The following is a 13,864-nucleotide window of genomic DNA, read 5'->3' on the forward strand; positions in this document are numbered from 1 at the left end:
GGCATCCTCCGGGGTATGCCGCCGCAAATGGGGACGACCTGCCAGGGATGCAAGCTTGGCACGAATGCAGCGCGGCCCCGTGGAGGGGCCGCGAGGGCTTGCAATGCGGAAGGGGCTAGCGGATCAGGACAGCAGCTGCTTCAGGTCGTGCACGACCGGCTTCGTGCCCTGCGCGTGGCGCAGGAACAGGCGCACCTTGCCCTGCTTGTCGAACACGAAGCTGCCTGCCGTGTGGTCGATCGAGTAGGTGGCCGGATCGTCCTTGCCCGGCACCTTCTGGTAGAACACCTTGAACTCCTTGGCCGTCTGGGCGATTTCGGCCGGCGTGCCGTACAGGCCTGTAAAGCGCGGATCGAACGCGGGCACGTACTGCTTGAGCAGTTCGGGCGTGTCGCGCTCCGGGTCCAGCGTCACGAACAGCACCTGCACCTGGTCGGCCTGCGGGCCCAGTTCCTTCATCACGGCGGCCATTTCGGCCATCGTGGTCGGGCACACGTCCGGGCATTGCGTGAAGCCGAAGAACATCACTACCACCTTGCCCTTGTAGCTTTCCAGCGTGACCGGCTTGCCGTTGTGGTCCTTCAGCGAAAAACCCTTGGCATGGGTGGCGCCGGTGATGTCGACGTTGACGAAATTGGCGCGTTTTTCGGAGCACCCCAGCAGAACACTCAGGAAGAACAGCGCGGCAAGCAGTTTTTTCATGTCAGATCCGGATGTAGTGATCGAGCAGCAGCGCGCCGAACAGCAGCGCCAGGTACAGGATCGAGAAGGCAAAGGCCTTGCGGGCCAGCAGGTCGCTGTAGTTGCGCCAGATGCGCCAGCCGTACCACAGGAAGACGGCATCGAGCACGACGGCGCAGGCCAGGTAGATCGTCCCGCTCATGCCCACGGCGAACGGCAGCAGCGTGGTGGCCGCCAGCGCGATCGAATACAGGAACACGTGGAACTGCGTGAACGCCATGCCGTGCGTGATGGGCAGCATGGGCAGGCCGGACTTGGCGTAATCGTCGCGGCGATACAGTGCCAGTGCCCAGAAATGCGGCGGCGTCCACAGGAAGATGATCAGCACCAGCAGCCAGGCCTGCATCGGCACGTCGTTGGCCACGGCGGCCCAGCCCAACGCCGGCGGCATCGCGCCCGACAGCCCGCCGATGACGATGTTCTGCGGCGTGGCCGGTTTCAGGATCATCGTGTAGATGACGGCGTAGCCGACGAAGGTGACGAACGTGAGCCACATCGTCAGCGGGTTCACCAGCGCATACAGGATCCACATGCCGGCGCCGCCAATGATGCTCGAAAAGATCATCGTCTGTGTGGGCGTGATCTCGCCGCGCGCCATCGGCCGGCGCGCGGTGCGGGCCATGCGCGCGTCGATCTCGCGCTCGGCCAGGCAGTTGACGGCGAACGCGGCGCCCGCCAGCAGCCAGATGCCGATGGTGCCGGCCACCACCACGCGCCAGTCCGGCAATTCGTCGGTAGCGAGGAACATGCCGATCACGGCGCAGAACACGGCCAGCTGTGTCACGCGCGGCTTCGTCAGCGCCCAGTACTGGGCGATGCGGCTGGTCTGGCGATGGGTTGCGGCTTGGGCGGTCATGGAGTGGGGGTCAAAAAACTGGCCCGGTAGTTTACCATGGTCAGGAAAAGCACGAGGGCGGCCGCCCCCGCGTTGTGCAGCACGGCGATCGTGAGCGGGAAGCTCAGGTAGATCGTGGCCACGCCCGTCAGGGCCTGCAGCACCAGCACGATGCCGATGCCGATCACCGGTTTGCGCAGCACCGCCACCCGCCACGCCCGCCAGCATGTATAGCCGAGCACGATGAAGACGACGAGCGCGAAGTTGCGGTGCACCCAGTGGATCGCCGTCAGCGCGGAAAACGGCAGGTAGTGCCCGGCGGAGGTCTTGCCCAGTTCGCGCCACAGGTGGAAGCCGTGTTCGAAATCCATCTCCGGGATCACCTTGCCGCCGCCGCACAGCGGGAACTCGGTGCAGGCCAGCGTCGCATAGTTGGTGCTCACCCAGCCGCCCAGGAACAGCTGCACCAGCACCACCGCGCCGGACAGCGCGGCCAGCCAGCGGATGCGCCGCAGCGCCGGCGGGGTCACGCCGGCGTTGCCGAACGGATGCGTTGCATGGTCCTGCAGGCCGCCGAACCAGGTCAGCAAGGCCAGCATGCCCATGCCGAGCAGCAGGTGGGTCGTCACGATCACCGGCTGCAGCTTCAGCGTGACGGTCCAGGCACCGAAAGCACCCTGCAGGCAGACGACAAGGAACAGCATGGTCGGATAGCCCGGCCGGTAGCCGGCCTTGCGTTCGCGGCGCCAGCGGTACCAGGCGACGCACATCATCGCCATGATCAGCACGCCGATGGCCATCGCGAAATAGCGGTGGATCATCTCGACCCACGCCTTGAACATCGTCACCGGGCCGGTCGGCTGCAGCAGCTCGGCGGCGCGGATTTCCGCGTGCGCCAGGAACGGGTTGGCCAGGCCGTAGCAGCCGGGCCAGTCGGGACAGCCCAGGCCCGAGTCGGTCAGGCGCGTGAAGGCGCCGAACACGATCAGGTCGAAGGTGATGAACACGCTGATCCACACCAGCTTGCGGTACTTGTTGACGTCACTGGAAATCCAGACCATCGACAGCGGCAGCAGCGCGACGATCAGGGCGGTGATGGCCATCTGGGCCAGCGTGGTGTGATGCATGGTGTTCCTGTCATGATTCAGCCGGAAGATCCGGCTGGAAGAGCCGGCTGAACGAGTCAGCCTGAATACGGGTCAGGCCGGACTCGTGGTCCGGCCGGATCGGGTGCCGCCACCGGGCCGGCGGGCACGGCGGGCCCAGCCCGCGCATCAACCGATGGCCGATGCCTTCAGCAGCTTGCCGATATCCTTCTTCATCTTCGCCGGGTCGGGGTTCTTCGGGAAGCGCATCATCAGGTTGCCGCGCGGGTCGATGATGTAGATGTGCTCCTCGGCCTTGCCGCCGGCTTCCACCGGCAGCCACTTGTCGACGGTGCCGGCCGGCGCGCGCAGCATGCGGGTGCCGTCGTTCACGCGCATCAGCAGCGTGTCGAGCGGCTGCTCGTCCGTGATCAGCCACACGCGCTCCACGCGGTCCATCTCCTTGCCCTGCATCGTGCGCAGCTGGCGCATCGTGAACAGCTGGTCCTGGCATGCCTGTCCACAATCGGAGCCGCCGGCCTTCAGCATGATCCACTTGCCGTTCAGCGATTGCAGCGTGACCGGGTCGCCGGCCAGCGTGCGCGTGGCCATTACCGGCATGGGCCGCTCGCGCGGGTCGATCAGGGTACCGTAATTGTTGCGGGAGCTGGGTTTGATCACGTAATACGTGATGTACGACGCCACGAGCGGCGATGCGCAGACCGCCAGCACCGCGAACAGCTTCCAGCGCCCGCGCGCCCTATTGATGGTTTTTTCTGCCACTGCGAAATCCGCTGATGATAAAGAACAGGAAGGCCGTCAGCGCCAGCGCATACCACTGGAACGCATAGCCACGGTGTTTGTCGACGCCCAGGTCGGGCTTTGGCCAGTCGCGCAGCAGCGCGCCCTCGCTGCCGTCGGCGGAGGTCTGCTCGAGCACGAACGGGTGCATGGCCAGGCCACTGGCGGCGGCCACCTGCGCCACGTCGGCATTCTGCACGATCGCGCCGGCGGTGAGCGCGGGCGCTTCGCCCAGCTGCATCACATGCCCGGCGGTCGGCTTGGCCACGCCTTCGATCGTGACCGGGCCCTGTGGCGTTGGATAGGCCGCGATGCGCTGGCGGTCGGCCGCGTCGCGCGGCAGCCAGCCGCGCGCCACCAGCACGTGCATCGCCGTGCCCTGGATGCGGAACGGCATCAGCACGTAGAAGCCGGCGCGGCCGTCATGCGGGCGGTTGTCCAGGTACAGCGGCCAGTCGACGAACGTTCCGGTGGCGGACACGCGCCGGAATTGCGCCTGCGCCAGCGGGATCGGCGCCGCACCCGCCACCAGCGGCGCGGCGGCGCTGCCGCCGGCAAGCTCGGTGGCAACCGCCACTTTTTCGTCGGCACGGCGGTCCTGCCACTGCCCCAGCGCGATGCCCAGCACGACCAGCAGCAGCGTTGCCACGAACGGCACGGGTTTAAAACGGAAAGCGATACGCATTACAATGAAGCTCCACCTTTCCGGCCCTTAGCCACCATGAAAATTTTCGTTGCCATCGCATTCATCCTGATCATCGGCAGCCTGGGCTCCGCGCTGTTCTACCTGATGCGCGGCAAAGGCGGCAATCCCCGCATGGTGCGCTCGCTGGCATTGCGCGTGGGCTTGTCGGTGGCGCTGTTCATCATCATTCTCGTGCTGAACCGGATGGGGTACATCCAGCCGACGGGGATCCGGTAAGGCACAAACAAAAAAGCCGCAGTGACTGAGCCACTGCGGCCTTGCTGTCAGCGCAGCCGATTATAGCGCCGCCTTACAGCCAGTAGACTATGACATAAAGTCCCAGCCACACGACGTCGACGAAGTGCCAGTACCAGGCCGCGCCTTCGAAGGCGAAGTGGTTCTCCGGCGTGAAGTGCCCTTTCAGTACCCGGAACAGCACCACGGACAGCATGATCGCGCCCATCGTCACGTGGAAACCGTGGAAGCCGGTCAGCATGAAGAACGTGGAACCGTAGATGCCCGACGTGAGCTTCAGGTTCAGTTCCTGGTAGGCGTGCATGTATTCGTAGACCTGGAAGCCCATGAACACCGCGCCCAGCAGGATCGTGGCGGCCAGCCACAGCGCGCACTTGCTGCGCTTGCCGGCCTGGATCGCATGGTGCGAGATCGTCAGCGTGACGCCGGAAGCGAGCAGCAGCGCCGTGTTGATCGTGGGGATCGGGAACGGGCCCATCGTGTTGAAGGTGTCCACCACGCCCGCCGGGCCGGCATTGCCCCATTGCGGCAGGAAGTCCGGCCAGATCATCTTGTGGTCCAGGTCCCCCAGCCACGGCATCGAGATCACCCGCGCATAGAACAGCGCGCCGAAGAACGCACCGAAGAACATCACCTCCGAGAAGATGAACCAGCCCATCGACCAGCGGTACGAGTTGTCGATGCGCTTGCTGTACAGGCCGTCCTGGGATTCATGGATCGCGTCGCCGAACCAGCCGTACAGCACGGCCAGCATGGCGGCGATGCCGACCAGGCAGACCAGCTTGCCCCATGAGCTGTCATTGACCCAGGCCGACGCGCCGATCATCGTCACCAGCATCGACATCCCGGCCAGCATCGGCCAGCGGGACGGGCCGGGCACGAAGTAATACGGTGCTTGCTTCGAATTCATCTTCATCTCCTCGCGAACTTTCGAATTTACAAACTTCTTATCGGGACGCCCTACTGACTTTCGATTTTCTTGTATTCAGTATTGCGAACTTATCAGGGTGATACCACGATCTTGACGATGACGATCAGGATGCCGATGAACACCGCGACACCGAGCAATCCGGCGACGATCACGTGGATCGGGTTCAGCTTGCCCGGGTCCTGCTCGAAATCGCTCTTGCGGCGCAGCCCCACGAACGACCACAGCACCGCCTTCAATGAATAGAGAAAGGACGGTTTGCGCTCGTTCACAATTGCGCCGCTCTTGCAGCAGCTGCCGCTTTCGGTGCCTCTGCCAGGCCGCCGATCTCGATGAACGTGTACGACAGCGTGATCGTCTGCACTTCCTTCGGCAGCTTCGGATCCAGGTAGAACATCACCGGCATCTGCTTCGCCTCGTGCGCCTGCAGCGTCTGCTGCTTGAAGCAGAAGCATTCCACTTTCTTGAAGTGCGGGGTGGCGCTCTGCGGCGCATAGCTCGGCACTGCCTGCGCATTCACCACGCGGCCCTGCGAATTGACCACTTCGTACACCACGGTCACCATCTCGCCCGGGTGCACGGTCACGCTGCTGGTCGTGGGACGGAACCGCAGCGTGCCCTGCACGTTGCTGTCCAGCTCCACGGTGATCTTGCGGCTACGGTCGACCTGCGTGTTGTCCGGCGGCGCCACCGTGCCATCCTTCTGCGTCAGCACGTTAATGCCGAGCACTTCGCAGATGTGCTTGTAGACCGGGATCAGCGCGTAGCCGAACCCGAACATCGCCACCGCGATCACGACCAGCTTGCCGAGCAGCTTGCGGTTGTCTTCGTTCATGGCCGGCCGCTCAGCCCAGCAGGCGCCGGGCGATCACGGCAACGAAGAACACGAGCGCAATCGACGCCAGGATCAGGGCCAGCCGCAGGTTGCTCTTTTTCGGGCTCATATCGTTACCTCCAGCGAACCGGCGCTCACTTCACCAGCGGCGGCGTTTCGAACGTGTGGAACGGCGCCGGCGACGGCACGGTCCACTCGAGGCCTTCGGCGCCTTCCCACGGCTTGTCCGCGGCCTGCTTGCCGCCGCGGATCGTCGGCAGCACCACGCAGAACAGGAAGAATACCTGCATCAGGCCGAAGCCGAACGCGCCGACCGACACGAGCGCGTTGAAGTCCGTGAACTGTGCCGGGTAATCGGCATAGCGGCGCGGCATGCCGGCCAGGCCCAGGAAGTGCATCGGGAAGAACGTGATGTTGAACGTGACCAGCGACACCCAGAAGTGGATCTTGCCCATCGTTTCGTTGTACATGTGGCCGGTCCATTTCGGCGCCCAGTAATAGAAGCCGGCGAACAGCGCGAACAGCGAACCGGCCACCAGCACGTAGTGGAAGTGCGCCACCACGTAGTAGGTGTCGTGCACCTGGATGTCGATCGGCGTCACGGCCAGGATCAGGCCGGTGAAGCCGCCGATCGTGAACACGAAGATGAAGCCCACGGCGAACAGCATCGGCGTCTCGAACGTCATCGAGCCCTTCCACATCGTGGCGATCCAGTTGAACACCTTCACGCCGGTCGGCACCGCGATCAGCATCGTGGCATACATGAAGAACAGCTGCGACGTGACCGGCATGCCGGTGGTGAACATGTGGTGTGCCCAGACGATGAACGACAGGATCGCGATCGACGCGGTGGCGTACACCATCGATGCGTAGCCGAACAGCGGCTTGCGGGCGAATGCCGGGATGATCTGGGAAACGATGCCGAACGCCGGCAGGATCATGATGTACACCTCGGGGTGGCCGAAGAACCAGAAGATGTGCTGGTACATCACCGGGTCGCCGCCGCCGGCGGCGTTGAAGAACGAGGTGCCGAAGTGACGGTCGGTCAGCGTCATCGTGATGGCGCCGGCCAGCACGGGCATCACGGCGATCAGCAGGTAGGCGGTGATCAGCCAGGTCCAGCAGAACATCGGCATCTTCATCAGGGTCATGCCGGGTGCGCGCATGTTCAGGATCGTGACGATGATGTTGATGGAACCCATGATCGACGACGCACCCATGATGTGCATCGCGAAGATCGCCATGTCCATGCCCGGGCCCATCTGGGTGGACAGCGGCGCGTACAGCGTCCAGCCGGCGGCGGTGGCGCCACCCGGCGCGAAGAACGAGCCGGCCAGCAGCAGCGCCGCGGGCGGCAACAGCCAGAAGCTGAAGTTGTTCATGCGGGCGAAGGCCATGTCCGACGCGCCGATCTGCAGCGGGATCATCCAGTTCGCGAAACCGACGAACGCCGGCATGATGGCGCCGAACACCATCACCAGGCCGTGCATCGTGGTGAGCTGGTTGAAGAACTCGGGCTGGAAGAACTGCAGGCCCGGCTTGAACAGCTCCATGCGGATCATCAGCGCCAGCACACCGCCGGATAGCAGCATGATGAACGAGAACCACAGGTACAGCGTGCCGATATCCTTGTGGTTGGTGGCGAACAGCCAGCGGCGCAGGCCGCTCGGGTGATCATGTGCGTGATCGTGGCCGTGATCGTGCGAATGGTCGTGGCCGTGATCATTGGCCACATCGTGGCCGTGTTCGATCGTAGTCGTGCTCATCGTAAAGCTCCTGTTTACTTACGTGCTGCCACAATTTCAGCCGGTTGAACGATGTTTTCCGCTGGCTTGTTCGACCAGTTGTTCCGCGTGTAGGTGATGACCGCGGCAATGTCGGTGTCCGACAGCTGTTTCCAGGCCGGCATCTCGGCCGGATACTTGCCCGACTTCTGCCCGTTCAGCAGGATGTGGATCTGGTCGCCCTTGCCGCCGTTGACGACGGCCGAGCCGTCGAGCGGTGCGAACGCGCCCGGTACGCCCTTGCCGTTGGCCTGGTGGCACACGGCGCAGTTGGCGGAGTACACCTTCTCGCCCTTGGTCTTCAGTTCGTCGATGGTCCAGGTCTTGTTCGGATCGTCGGCCAGCGCGGCCATTTCCGCCTTCTTCGTGTTGACCCAGGCCGTGTACTCGTCGGCCGTGACGACCTTCACGACGATCGGCATGAACGCGTGTTCCTTGCCGCACAGTTCCGCGCAATTGCCGCGGAACGTTCCGGTATGCTCGGACCTGAACCACGTATCGCGCACGAAGCCGGGAATCGCATCCTGCTTGACGCCGAACGCGGGGATCATCCATGCGTGGATCACGTCCGTGGCGGTGGTGACGATGCGGATCTTCTTGTTGACGGGGACGACCACTTCATTGTCGACTTCCATCAGGTAGTTCTCGCCGCGCGCCTCGGTGGCGGGCGCGCCCGGCGCGCCGATCTGCGCGCGCGGGGTGGACAGGTTCGACAGGAACGAGATGCCCTCGCCTTCCCCCTTCAGGTAGTCGTAGCCCCATTTCCACTGCATGCCGGTGGCCTTGATGGTGACATCGGCATTCGACGTATCCTTCATGCCGACCACGGTGCGCGTGGCGGGCAGCGCCATGCCGATGACGATCAGGAACGGCACCACCGTCCAGGCGATTTCGACGAGGGTGGATTCATGGAACGTGGCCGCCTTGTGGCCGACCGACTTGCGGTGCTTCAGGATCGAATAGAACATCACGCCGAACACGGCGACGAAGATCACCAGGCAGACGATCATCATCCAGTTGTGCAGCGTGTAGATTTCCGCGGCGATCTGGGTGGCGGCCGGCTGCAGGTCCAGCTGGTTCGCTATGGGCCCGCCGGTGCCGCCCGTTGCCGCCGTGTAGGTGCCGCTCGTCGCCGGTGTCGTCGCTGCCGTCGCTGCCATGGCCGGCAAGCTGGCCGACGCCGCCAATGATGCGGCCAGCAACGATGTAAGTCGCTTCGCAAGTTTCATATGATCCCCAAAACCAACCCAAGATATAAGAAAAATTTTTTATGCGGCGACTTGAGTGAGTAAGTCGCCGTCGTACAGTCTCGTGCATTCAACACCTGTGGCCCCTTGTTGGAACCACGACCGTTGCCACCGGCAGACCCGATATCGCCGATGACGCGGGCTATTGATGCCTTGCTGATTGATGCCTTGCTGAATTCCGGCCAGTCCATGTCAGGATCTTGTTGTCCGTATGGAAAAAGGTAGCCAAAACAGTCAAGGATTATAAGCAGTATTTCTGAGCAGTTTCAAGGTAAATTGCTCCTCTGTTAATGCTGCAATGCCACAACTCCCGCTACCGTTTTGGCGGCTTCGGGCTGAAATGAATGATGGCTTCGCCATCCTTCGTAAGTCTCGCTTCGGGCTTGAAAGCATGCCCGTAAATCACCTCGAACGTCAGTGCGATCTTGCCATCCGGACGGCGTTGTTTTTCCAGTCCCGCGAACAGCTTCTCACGGGCTGAACGGCTGAGCAAGCCTTTACGTACGGTGTTCAAGGGGTTGCCGCCCAGTGCCCGCACGTCGGCCAGCAGTTTGGCCGGATCGTCGTAGGTGACGGTGATTTTTTCCATGTCCATCACCGGCGTGGAGAAGCCCGTTTCGATCAGCTGATCGCCGAAATCATGCATGTCGACAAATGGCAGTGTATGGGGTGCAAGATCGATATCGGTAAACGCAGAACGTACTTCCTGTAAGGAGTCCGGACCAAAGCACGAGAACATCAGCAGGCCCTTCGTGCGCAGCACGCGGCGCCATTCGGCGAACACGCGGTCCGGCTGCGGGTGCCAGTGCAGCGCCAGGTTGGACCAGACCAGGTCGACGCTGGAGGCGGCCAGGGGCAGGTCGGCGAAATCGCCGCATACCAGGTCGATGCCGCTCTTGGCCGGCAGCAGCCTGCCGATCAGGCGATTCAGGCCCCTGGCGCCCTGGCCGTCGATCGTCCTGAGCATCGGCACGGAAGCATCGATGCCCAGGATCTGGGCGGCGGCATACGATTTCTGCAATGTTGCGAGATCGCCACCGCCGCCGCAGCCGGCGTCCACCACGCGTTGCGGCGCCAGGCGCACCAGTTGCAGGCGGTCGTGCATCCGGGATGCGATCTCGCGGCGCAGGAAATCGGCGTCGCGCAGGCGCTCCGGGCGGGCGAACAGGGAACGGACGCGCTCCAGGTCGATCGGGGCGGACAGTTTCGGGGGACGGGCGGGGGCTTGCATGGGAATTCTTGGGTTGAGTGCGATAATGTGCGCAGTCTACATGCTTGGAGCGAATCGATGGCGACGGCGATGGCAAAGGCATTGGCGGGCCCGTTGAGCGCCCTGCTGCCCTGCCCGTGCGTGCTGTGCGGCGCCCACGGCCGGCAGGCGCTGTGCCCGCCTTGCCGCGCGCAGTTCGCCGGCGCCACCGAAGTGCGCTGCCCGGTGTGCGCGGACCCGCTGCCCGCCGGCTCCGGGGTACTCGTCTGCGGCACCTGCCTGGCTCGCCGCCCTGCCTACGATGCGACCCTGGTCGCGGCAGCGTACGCGCCGCCCTGGGACCGGCTCGTGCTGGAACTGAAATTCGGCGGCCAGCTGGCGCACGCGCGGCTGTTCGCCGAACTGCTGGCCGATGCGGTGCGCGCATTGCCCTCCGCGCTCCCGCCCGCGGTGCCTCCCTTCGTTGCGCCGACGCTGCTGTGCCCGGTGCCGTTGGGGCCGGGGCGTCTCGCCGAGCGGGGCTTCAACCAGGCGCTGGAGATCGCCCGGCCGCTCGGGCGCCTGCTGGGTATCGCCGTGGCGCCGCGGCTGGCCGTACGGGTGCAGGAAACGTCGGCCCAGAGCACGCTGCACGGCAGCCGGCGCCGCGCCAACGTCGCCCACGTGTTCGCCGTGCCGGACCGCGCGCTCGTCGAGGGCCGGCATATCGGCATCGTCGACGATGTGATGAGCAGCGGCCAGACGCTGGGCGAACTGGCCGCCGTGTTCAAGCGCCACGGCGCCGCGCGGGTAACGAACCTGGTGTTTGCCCGCACGCCGCCGCGCAGGTAGCAGGTCATGACAATGAAGTGACGTCCATGGGTGACGTCGATAGCAAGGAGAATGCGTTGTTCCACGTAGTACTGGTCAATCCAGAGATTCCGCCGAATACCGGCAACGTCATCCGGCTGTGCGCCAACACGGGCGCGCAGCTGCACCTGATCGAACCGCTGGGCTTCCCGCTCGACGACGCCAAGATGCGCCGCGCCGGGCTCGATTACCACGAGTATGCGCGGATGCAGGTGCACAAGGACTGGGATGCGTTCCTGGCCGCCGTGGCCCCTGCCCCGGCCCGCATGTTCGCCATGACGACGCATGGCTCCACGCCGTTCGCGCAGTTGTCGTTCCAGCCGGGCGACGTGTTCGTGTTCGGCTCCGAGACGCGCGGGCTGGCCCCGGAGTTCCGCGAGACGTTCCCGTTATCGCAGCGCATCCGGCTGCCGATGAGGCCGGGCAACCGGAGCCTGAACCTGTCGAATACCGTGGCCGTGGTGGCGTATGAGGCCTGGCGTCAGAACGGCTACGACGGCGGTTCGTGACACGGCGTCCGGTGTTGGCATAAAGGCACGAAACACCGTATAAGTATCCCATCATCATGTGGATGGAGCTGCTATGTTCGACATGGACCTGCCATGGTGGGAATTCATCGCGCGTGGCGCCATCGTCTACTGTTTCCTGTTGCTGATGGTGCGCATCACGGGCAAGCGCACGATCGGCCAGTTCACACCGTTCGACCTGCTGATCGTGATGCTGCTGTCCGAGGCGGTGTCGAATTCCATGACGGGAGGCGATGAGTCGCTGCCGGGCGGCCTGATCATTGCCACCACGCTGATCGTGCTGAACGTGGCCATCGCGGTCGCCTCATCGCGCAGCCGGAAGATCGCCGACCTGGTCGACGGCCGCCCCGTGCTGCTGGGCCGCGACGGCACGATCTACGATGATGTCGTCAAGAAGTGCCGCATGTCGGCGGGCGATGTCGAGCAGGCGCTGCGCGAGGCCGATTGCCCGCTCCACAAGATGAAATGCGCGTTCCTCGAAGCGGATGGCAAGATCACGATCCTGCAGAACTGAATTCGCGCACCTTGGCCAGCAGTTTGCTGGTCGAGCGGTCGTGCTCGAAGTCGATCGCCACGGCCTTGCCGCCATAGGCCAGCACCGCCTGCCCTTCCGGAATCGCCGTCATGTCGTAGTCGCCGCCCTTGGCGTAGATTTCCGGGCGCGCTTCCAGCACCACTTCGAGCGCCGTGTCCTCGTCGAACGGCACCACCAGGGCCACCGACTCGAGCGCGGCCAGCACGGCCATCCGGTCGTCCAGCGTATTGAGGGGGCGGTCGTCGCCCTTGCCCAGGCGCTTGACGGAAGCATCGGTATTGGCGGCCACCACCAGCGCGGCGCCCAGCGCGCGCGCCTGCGCGAGGTAGGTGACGTGGCCGCGGTGCAGGATGTCGAACACGCCGTTGGTCACCACCACGGGCTTGGGCAGCGCGGCAACGCGGGCGCGCAGTTGTTCACGGGAGCAGATCTTGTCTTCGAACTGGGGCATGGGAAAATTCGCGCAAAGGGTGGACCCGCATTATAAAGTCAGGCGTGCCGCCGGCGCCGCCGCGGCCACGACTGGCGATACATGGCCAGCCCCTGAAAACCATTCCGTTACAATAGCGCCGTCCGGATCGCCCAGGTTGCATTGACTTTATGACACTTACCGAACTCAAATACATTGTCGCCGTCGCGCGCGCCAGGCACTTCGGCCACGCCGCCGAGGCGTGTTTCGTGGCCCAGCCCACGCTGTCGGTCGCGATCAAGAAACTCGAGGACGAGCTGGGCGTCGTGCTGTTCGAGCGCGGCGGCGCCGAGATTTCCGTCACGCCGCTGGGCGCGCAGATCGTGGCCCAGGCCGAGCGCGTGCTGGAGCAGACCGCCGCGATCAAGGAGCTGGCCAAGCAGAACAAGGATCCGCTGGCCGGGCAACTCCGCCTCGGCGTCATCTACACGATCGGCCCTTACCTGCTGCCCCCGCTGGTGAAGACGATGATCGAGAAAACCCCGCAGATGCCGCTGATCCTGCAGGAGAACTTCACCGTCAAGCTGCTGGAACTGCTGCGCCAGGGCGAGCTGGACGCGGCTATCATGGCGCTGCCGCTGCCCGAACACGGCATGGCGATGCAGACGCTGTACGACGAGCCGTTCGTGGTGGCGATGCCGAACCACCACCCGTGGACCAGGCGCAAGAGCATTCCCGCCGAAGACCTGAAAAGCGAAACGATGCTGCTGCTCGGCGCCGGCCACTGCTTCCGCGACCAGGTGCTGGAGGTGTGCCCGGAGATGGCGCGTTTTTCCTCGCCCGGCAACGGCATGCAGCGCACCTTCGAGGGCTCGTCGCTGGAAACCATCCGCCACATGGTGGCCTCCGGCATCGGCCTGACGGTGCTGCCGCGCGCCTCGGTACCGGACATGGATGCAAAGGACGGCATGCTGCAGTTCCGCCATTTCGACGAACCGCAGCCGTCGCGCCGCGTGGTGATCGTCTGGCGCAAGAGCTTCACGCGCAAGGCCGCGATCGACGCGCTGTGCGAAGCCATCGGCCAGATCCACCTGCCCGGCGTGATCGGCGTCGAAGCCACTGCCTGAGGAGCCCGCAC

The 13,864-nt window shown here is 64.3% G+C and carries 19 protein-coding genes; 5 read left to right on the top strand and 14 right to left on the bottom strand.

Going from position 1 to position 13,864, the window contains the following annotated elements:
• Nucleotides 1–123 precede the first annotated feature (123 nt).
• From GJV26_RS08960 to GJV26_RS08980, 5 genes are all read right to left on the bottom strand, one after another.
• Entirely contained in the window at nucleotides 124–702 is a 579-nt protein-coding gene (locus GJV26_RS08960) for an SCO family protein (protein WP_155708522.1), read from the bottom strand.
• 1 nt (nucleotide 703) lies between these two features.
• A complete protein-coding gene (gene cyoE, locus GJV26_RS08965) occupies nucleotides 704–1,597 on the bottom strand; it encodes a heme o synthase (RefSeq protein ID WP_155708523.1) in 894 nt (297 codons plus the stop codon).
• On the bottom strand, nucleotides 1,594–2,703 hold the full coding sequence (locus GJV26_RS08970) for a COX15/CtaA family protein (protein WP_229419231.1): 1,110 nt from the start codon (nucleotides 2,701–2,703) through the stop codon (nucleotides 1,594–1,596). Before GJV26_RS08970 ends, cyoE begins: the two co-directional genes overlap by 4 nt.
• Before the next feature lie 147 nt (nucleotides 2,704–2,850).
• Nucleotides 2,851–3,444 (bottom strand): SCO family protein, encoded by a 594-nt coding sequence (locus GJV26_RS08975; protein ID WP_189442306.1) that lies wholly within the window; start codon nucleotides 3,442–3,444, stop codon nucleotides 2,851–2,853.
• Nucleotides 3,422–4,147: an SURF1 family protein gene (locus tag GJV26_RS08980; RefSeq protein ID WP_155708524.1), complete on the bottom strand. Its 726-nt coding sequence runs from the start codon at nucleotides 4,145–4,147 to the stop codon at nucleotides 3,422–3,424. The genes GJV26_RS08975 and GJV26_RS08980 overlap by 23 nt, the downstream gene beginning before the upstream one ends.
• 36 nt (nucleotides 4,148–4,183) lie before the next feature.
• Between GJV26_RS08980 and GJV26_RS08985 the strand changes: the two genes are divergently transcribed.
• Entirely contained in the window at nucleotides 4,184–4,384 is a 201-nt protein-coding gene (locus tag GJV26_RS08985) for a twin transmembrane helix small protein (protein WP_155708525.1), read from the top strand.
• A gap of 73 nt (nucleotides 4,385–4,457) precedes the next feature.
• Here the strand turns inward: GJV26_RS08985 and GJV26_RS08990 are convergent, their stop codons facing one another.
• The 8 genes from GJV26_RS08990 to GJV26_RS09020 form a co-directional block, all read right to left on the bottom strand.
• A complete protein-coding gene (locus GJV26_RS08990) occupies nucleotides 4,458–5,318 on the bottom strand; it encodes a cytochrome c oxidase subunit 3 (RefSeq protein ID WP_155708526.1) in 861 nt (286 codons plus the stop codon).
• A gap of 86 nt (nucleotides 5,319–5,404) precedes the next feature.
• Nucleotides 5,405–5,602, bottom strand: a complete 198-nt coding sequence (locus GJV26_RS08995) for a DUF2970 domain-containing protein (RefSeq protein WP_371866451.1) — start codon at nucleotides 5,600–5,602, stop codon at nucleotides 5,405–5,407.
• Nucleotides 5,599–6,165, bottom strand: a complete 567-nt coding sequence (locus GJV26_RS09000; protein ID WP_155708527.1) for a cytochrome c oxidase assembly protein — start codon at nucleotides 6,163–6,165, stop codon at nucleotides 5,599–5,601. The genes GJV26_RS08995 and GJV26_RS09000 overlap by 4 nt, the downstream gene beginning before the upstream one ends.
• Nucleotides 6,166–6,175: 10 nt before the next feature.
• Nucleotides 6,176–6,274: a cytochrome oxidase small assembly protein gene (locus tag GJV26_RS29915; protein ID WP_216643121.1), complete on the bottom strand. Its 99-nt coding sequence runs from the start codon at nucleotides 6,272–6,274 to the stop codon at nucleotides 6,176–6,178.
• Between the two features lie 25 nt (nucleotides 6,275–6,299).
• Entirely contained in the window at nucleotides 6,300–7,931 is a 1,632-nt protein-coding gene (gene ctaD, locus GJV26_RS09005; RefSeq protein WP_155708528.1) for a cytochrome c oxidase subunit I, read from the bottom strand.
• A gap of 14 nt (nucleotides 7,932–7,945) precedes the next feature.
• Complete coding sequence (gene coxB / locus GJV26_RS09010; protein WP_155708529.1) at nucleotides 7,946–9,178, bottom strand: cytochrome c oxidase subunit II; 1,233 nt, start codon at nucleotides 9,176–9,178, stop codon at nucleotides 7,946–7,948.
• Nucleotides 9,175–9,387 (bottom strand): hypothetical protein, encoded by a 213-nt coding sequence (locus tag GJV26_RS09015; protein WP_155708530.1) that lies wholly within the window; start codon nucleotides 9,385–9,387, stop codon nucleotides 9,175–9,177. The genes coxB and GJV26_RS09015 overlap by 4 nt, the downstream gene beginning before the upstream one ends.
• Nucleotides 9,388–9,509: 122 nt before the next feature.
• Complete coding sequence (locus GJV26_RS09020) at nucleotides 9,510–10,427, bottom strand: methyltransferase domain-containing protein (protein ID WP_155708531.1); 918 nt, start codon at nucleotides 10,425–10,427, stop codon at nucleotides 9,510–9,512.
• 69 nt (nucleotides 10,428–10,496) lie between these two features.
• On the opposite strand from GJV26_RS09020, the gene GJV26_RS09025 reads away from it, so the two are divergent.
• The 3 genes from GJV26_RS09025 to GJV26_RS09035 all read left to right on the top strand — a co-directional run bounded on the left by GJV26_RS09025 (nucleotide 10,497) and on the right by GJV26_RS09035 (nucleotide 12,296).
• A complete protein-coding gene (locus GJV26_RS09025; RefSeq protein WP_229419232.1) occupies nucleotides 10,497–11,237 on the top strand; it encodes a ComF family protein in 741 nt (246 codons plus the stop codon).
• A gap of 56 nt (nucleotides 11,238–11,293) precedes the next feature.
• Nucleotides 11,294–11,764, top strand: coding sequence for a tRNA (uridine(34)/cytosine(34)/5-carboxymethylaminomethyluridine(34)-2'-O)-methyltransferase TrmL (gene trmL / locus GJV26_RS09030; protein WP_155712351.1), 471 nt, complete (start codon nucleotides 11,294–11,296; stop codon nucleotides 11,762–11,764).
• 73 nt (nucleotides 11,765–11,837) lie between these two features.
• Nucleotides 11,838–12,296, top strand: coding sequence for a DUF421 domain-containing protein (locus GJV26_RS09035; protein ID WP_155708533.1), 459 nt, complete (start codon nucleotides 11,838–11,840; stop codon nucleotides 12,294–12,296).
• Here GJV26_RS09035 and GJV26_RS09040 read toward each other — a convergent pair.
• Nucleotides 12,277–12,768, bottom strand: a complete 492-nt coding sequence (locus GJV26_RS09040) for an adenylyltransferase/cytidyltransferase family protein (protein ID WP_155708534.1) — start codon at nucleotides 12,766–12,768, stop codon at nucleotides 12,277–12,279. The genes GJV26_RS09035 and GJV26_RS09040 overlap by 20 nt on opposite strands.
• Nucleotides 12,769–12,917: 149 nt before the next feature.
• Between GJV26_RS09040 and GJV26_RS09045 the strand changes: the two genes are divergently transcribed.
• Nucleotides 12,918–13,853, top strand: a complete 936-nt coding sequence (locus GJV26_RS09045) for a hydrogen peroxide-inducible genes activator (RefSeq protein WP_155708535.1) — start codon at nucleotides 12,918–12,920, stop codon at nucleotides 13,851–13,853.
• Nucleotides 13,854–13,864: the final 11 nt, after the last annotated feature.

The sequence above is a fragment of the Pseudoduganella dura genome, assembly GCF_009727155.1.
Classification (GTDB): Bacteria; Pseudomonadota; Gammaproteobacteria; order Burkholderiales; family Burkholderiaceae_D; genus Rugamonas; species Rugamonas dura.

Coding starts and splice junctions, on each gene's coding strand:
- cyoE (WP_155708523.1), bottom strand. CDS start 1,597: ATGACCGCCCAAGCCGCAACCCATCGCCAGACCAGCCGCATCGCCCAG.
- GJV26_RS09020 (WP_155708531.1), bottom strand. CDS start 10,427: ATGCAAGCCCCCGCCCGTCCCCCGAAACTGTCCGCCCCGATCGACCTG.
- GJV26_RS08960 (WP_155708522.1), bottom strand. CDS start 702: ATGAAAAAACTGCTTGCCGCGCTGTTCTTCCTGAGTGTTCTGCTGGGG.
- GJV26_RS08990 (WP_155708526.1), bottom strand. CDS start 5,318: ATGAAGATGAATTCGAAGCAAGCACCGTATTACTTCGTGCCCGGCCCG.
- GJV26_RS09025 (WP_229419232.1), top strand. CDS start 10,497: ATGGCAAAGGCATTGGCGGGCCCGTTGAGCGCCCTGCTGCCCTGCCCG.
- ctaD (WP_155708528.1), bottom strand. CDS start 7,931: ATGAGCACGACTACGATCGAACACGGCCACGATGTGGCCAATGATCAC.
- GJV26_RS08980 (WP_155708524.1), bottom strand. CDS start 4,147: ATGCGTATCGCTTTCCGTTTTAAACCCGTGCCGTTCGTGGCAACGCTG.
- GJV26_RS09000 (WP_155708527.1), bottom strand. CDS start 6,165: ATGAACGAAGACAACCGCAAGCTGCTCGGCAAGCTGGTCGTGATCGCG.
- GJV26_RS08985 (WP_155708525.1), top strand. CDS start 4,184: ATGAAAATTTTCGTTGCCATCGCATTCATCCTGATCATCGGCAGCCTG.
- coxB (WP_155708529.1), bottom strand. CDS start 9,178: ATGAAACTTGCGAAGCGACTTACATCGTTGCTGGCCGCATCATTGGCG.
- GJV26_RS09040 (WP_155708534.1), bottom strand. CDS start 12,768: ATGCCCCAGTTCGAAGACAAGATCTGCTCCCGTGAACAACTGCGCGCC.
- GJV26_RS29915 (WP_216643121.1), bottom strand. CDS start 6,274: ATGAGCCCGAAAAAGAGCAACCTGCGGCTGGCCCTGATCCTGGCGTCG.
- GJV26_RS09045 (WP_155708535.1), top strand. CDS start 12,918: ATGACACTTACCGAACTCAAATACATTGTCGCCGTCGCGCGCGCCAGG.
- GJV26_RS09015 (WP_155708530.1), bottom strand. CDS start 9,387: ATGGACTGGCCGGAATTCAGCAAGGCATCAATCAGCAAGGCATCAATA.
- GJV26_RS09035 (WP_155708533.1), top strand. CDS start 11,838: ATGTTCGACATGGACCTGCCATGGTGGGAATTCATCGCGCGTGGCGCC.
- GJV26_RS08970 (WP_229419231.1), bottom strand. CDS start 2,703: ATGCATCACACCACGCTGGCCCAGATGGCCATCACCGCCCTGATCGTC.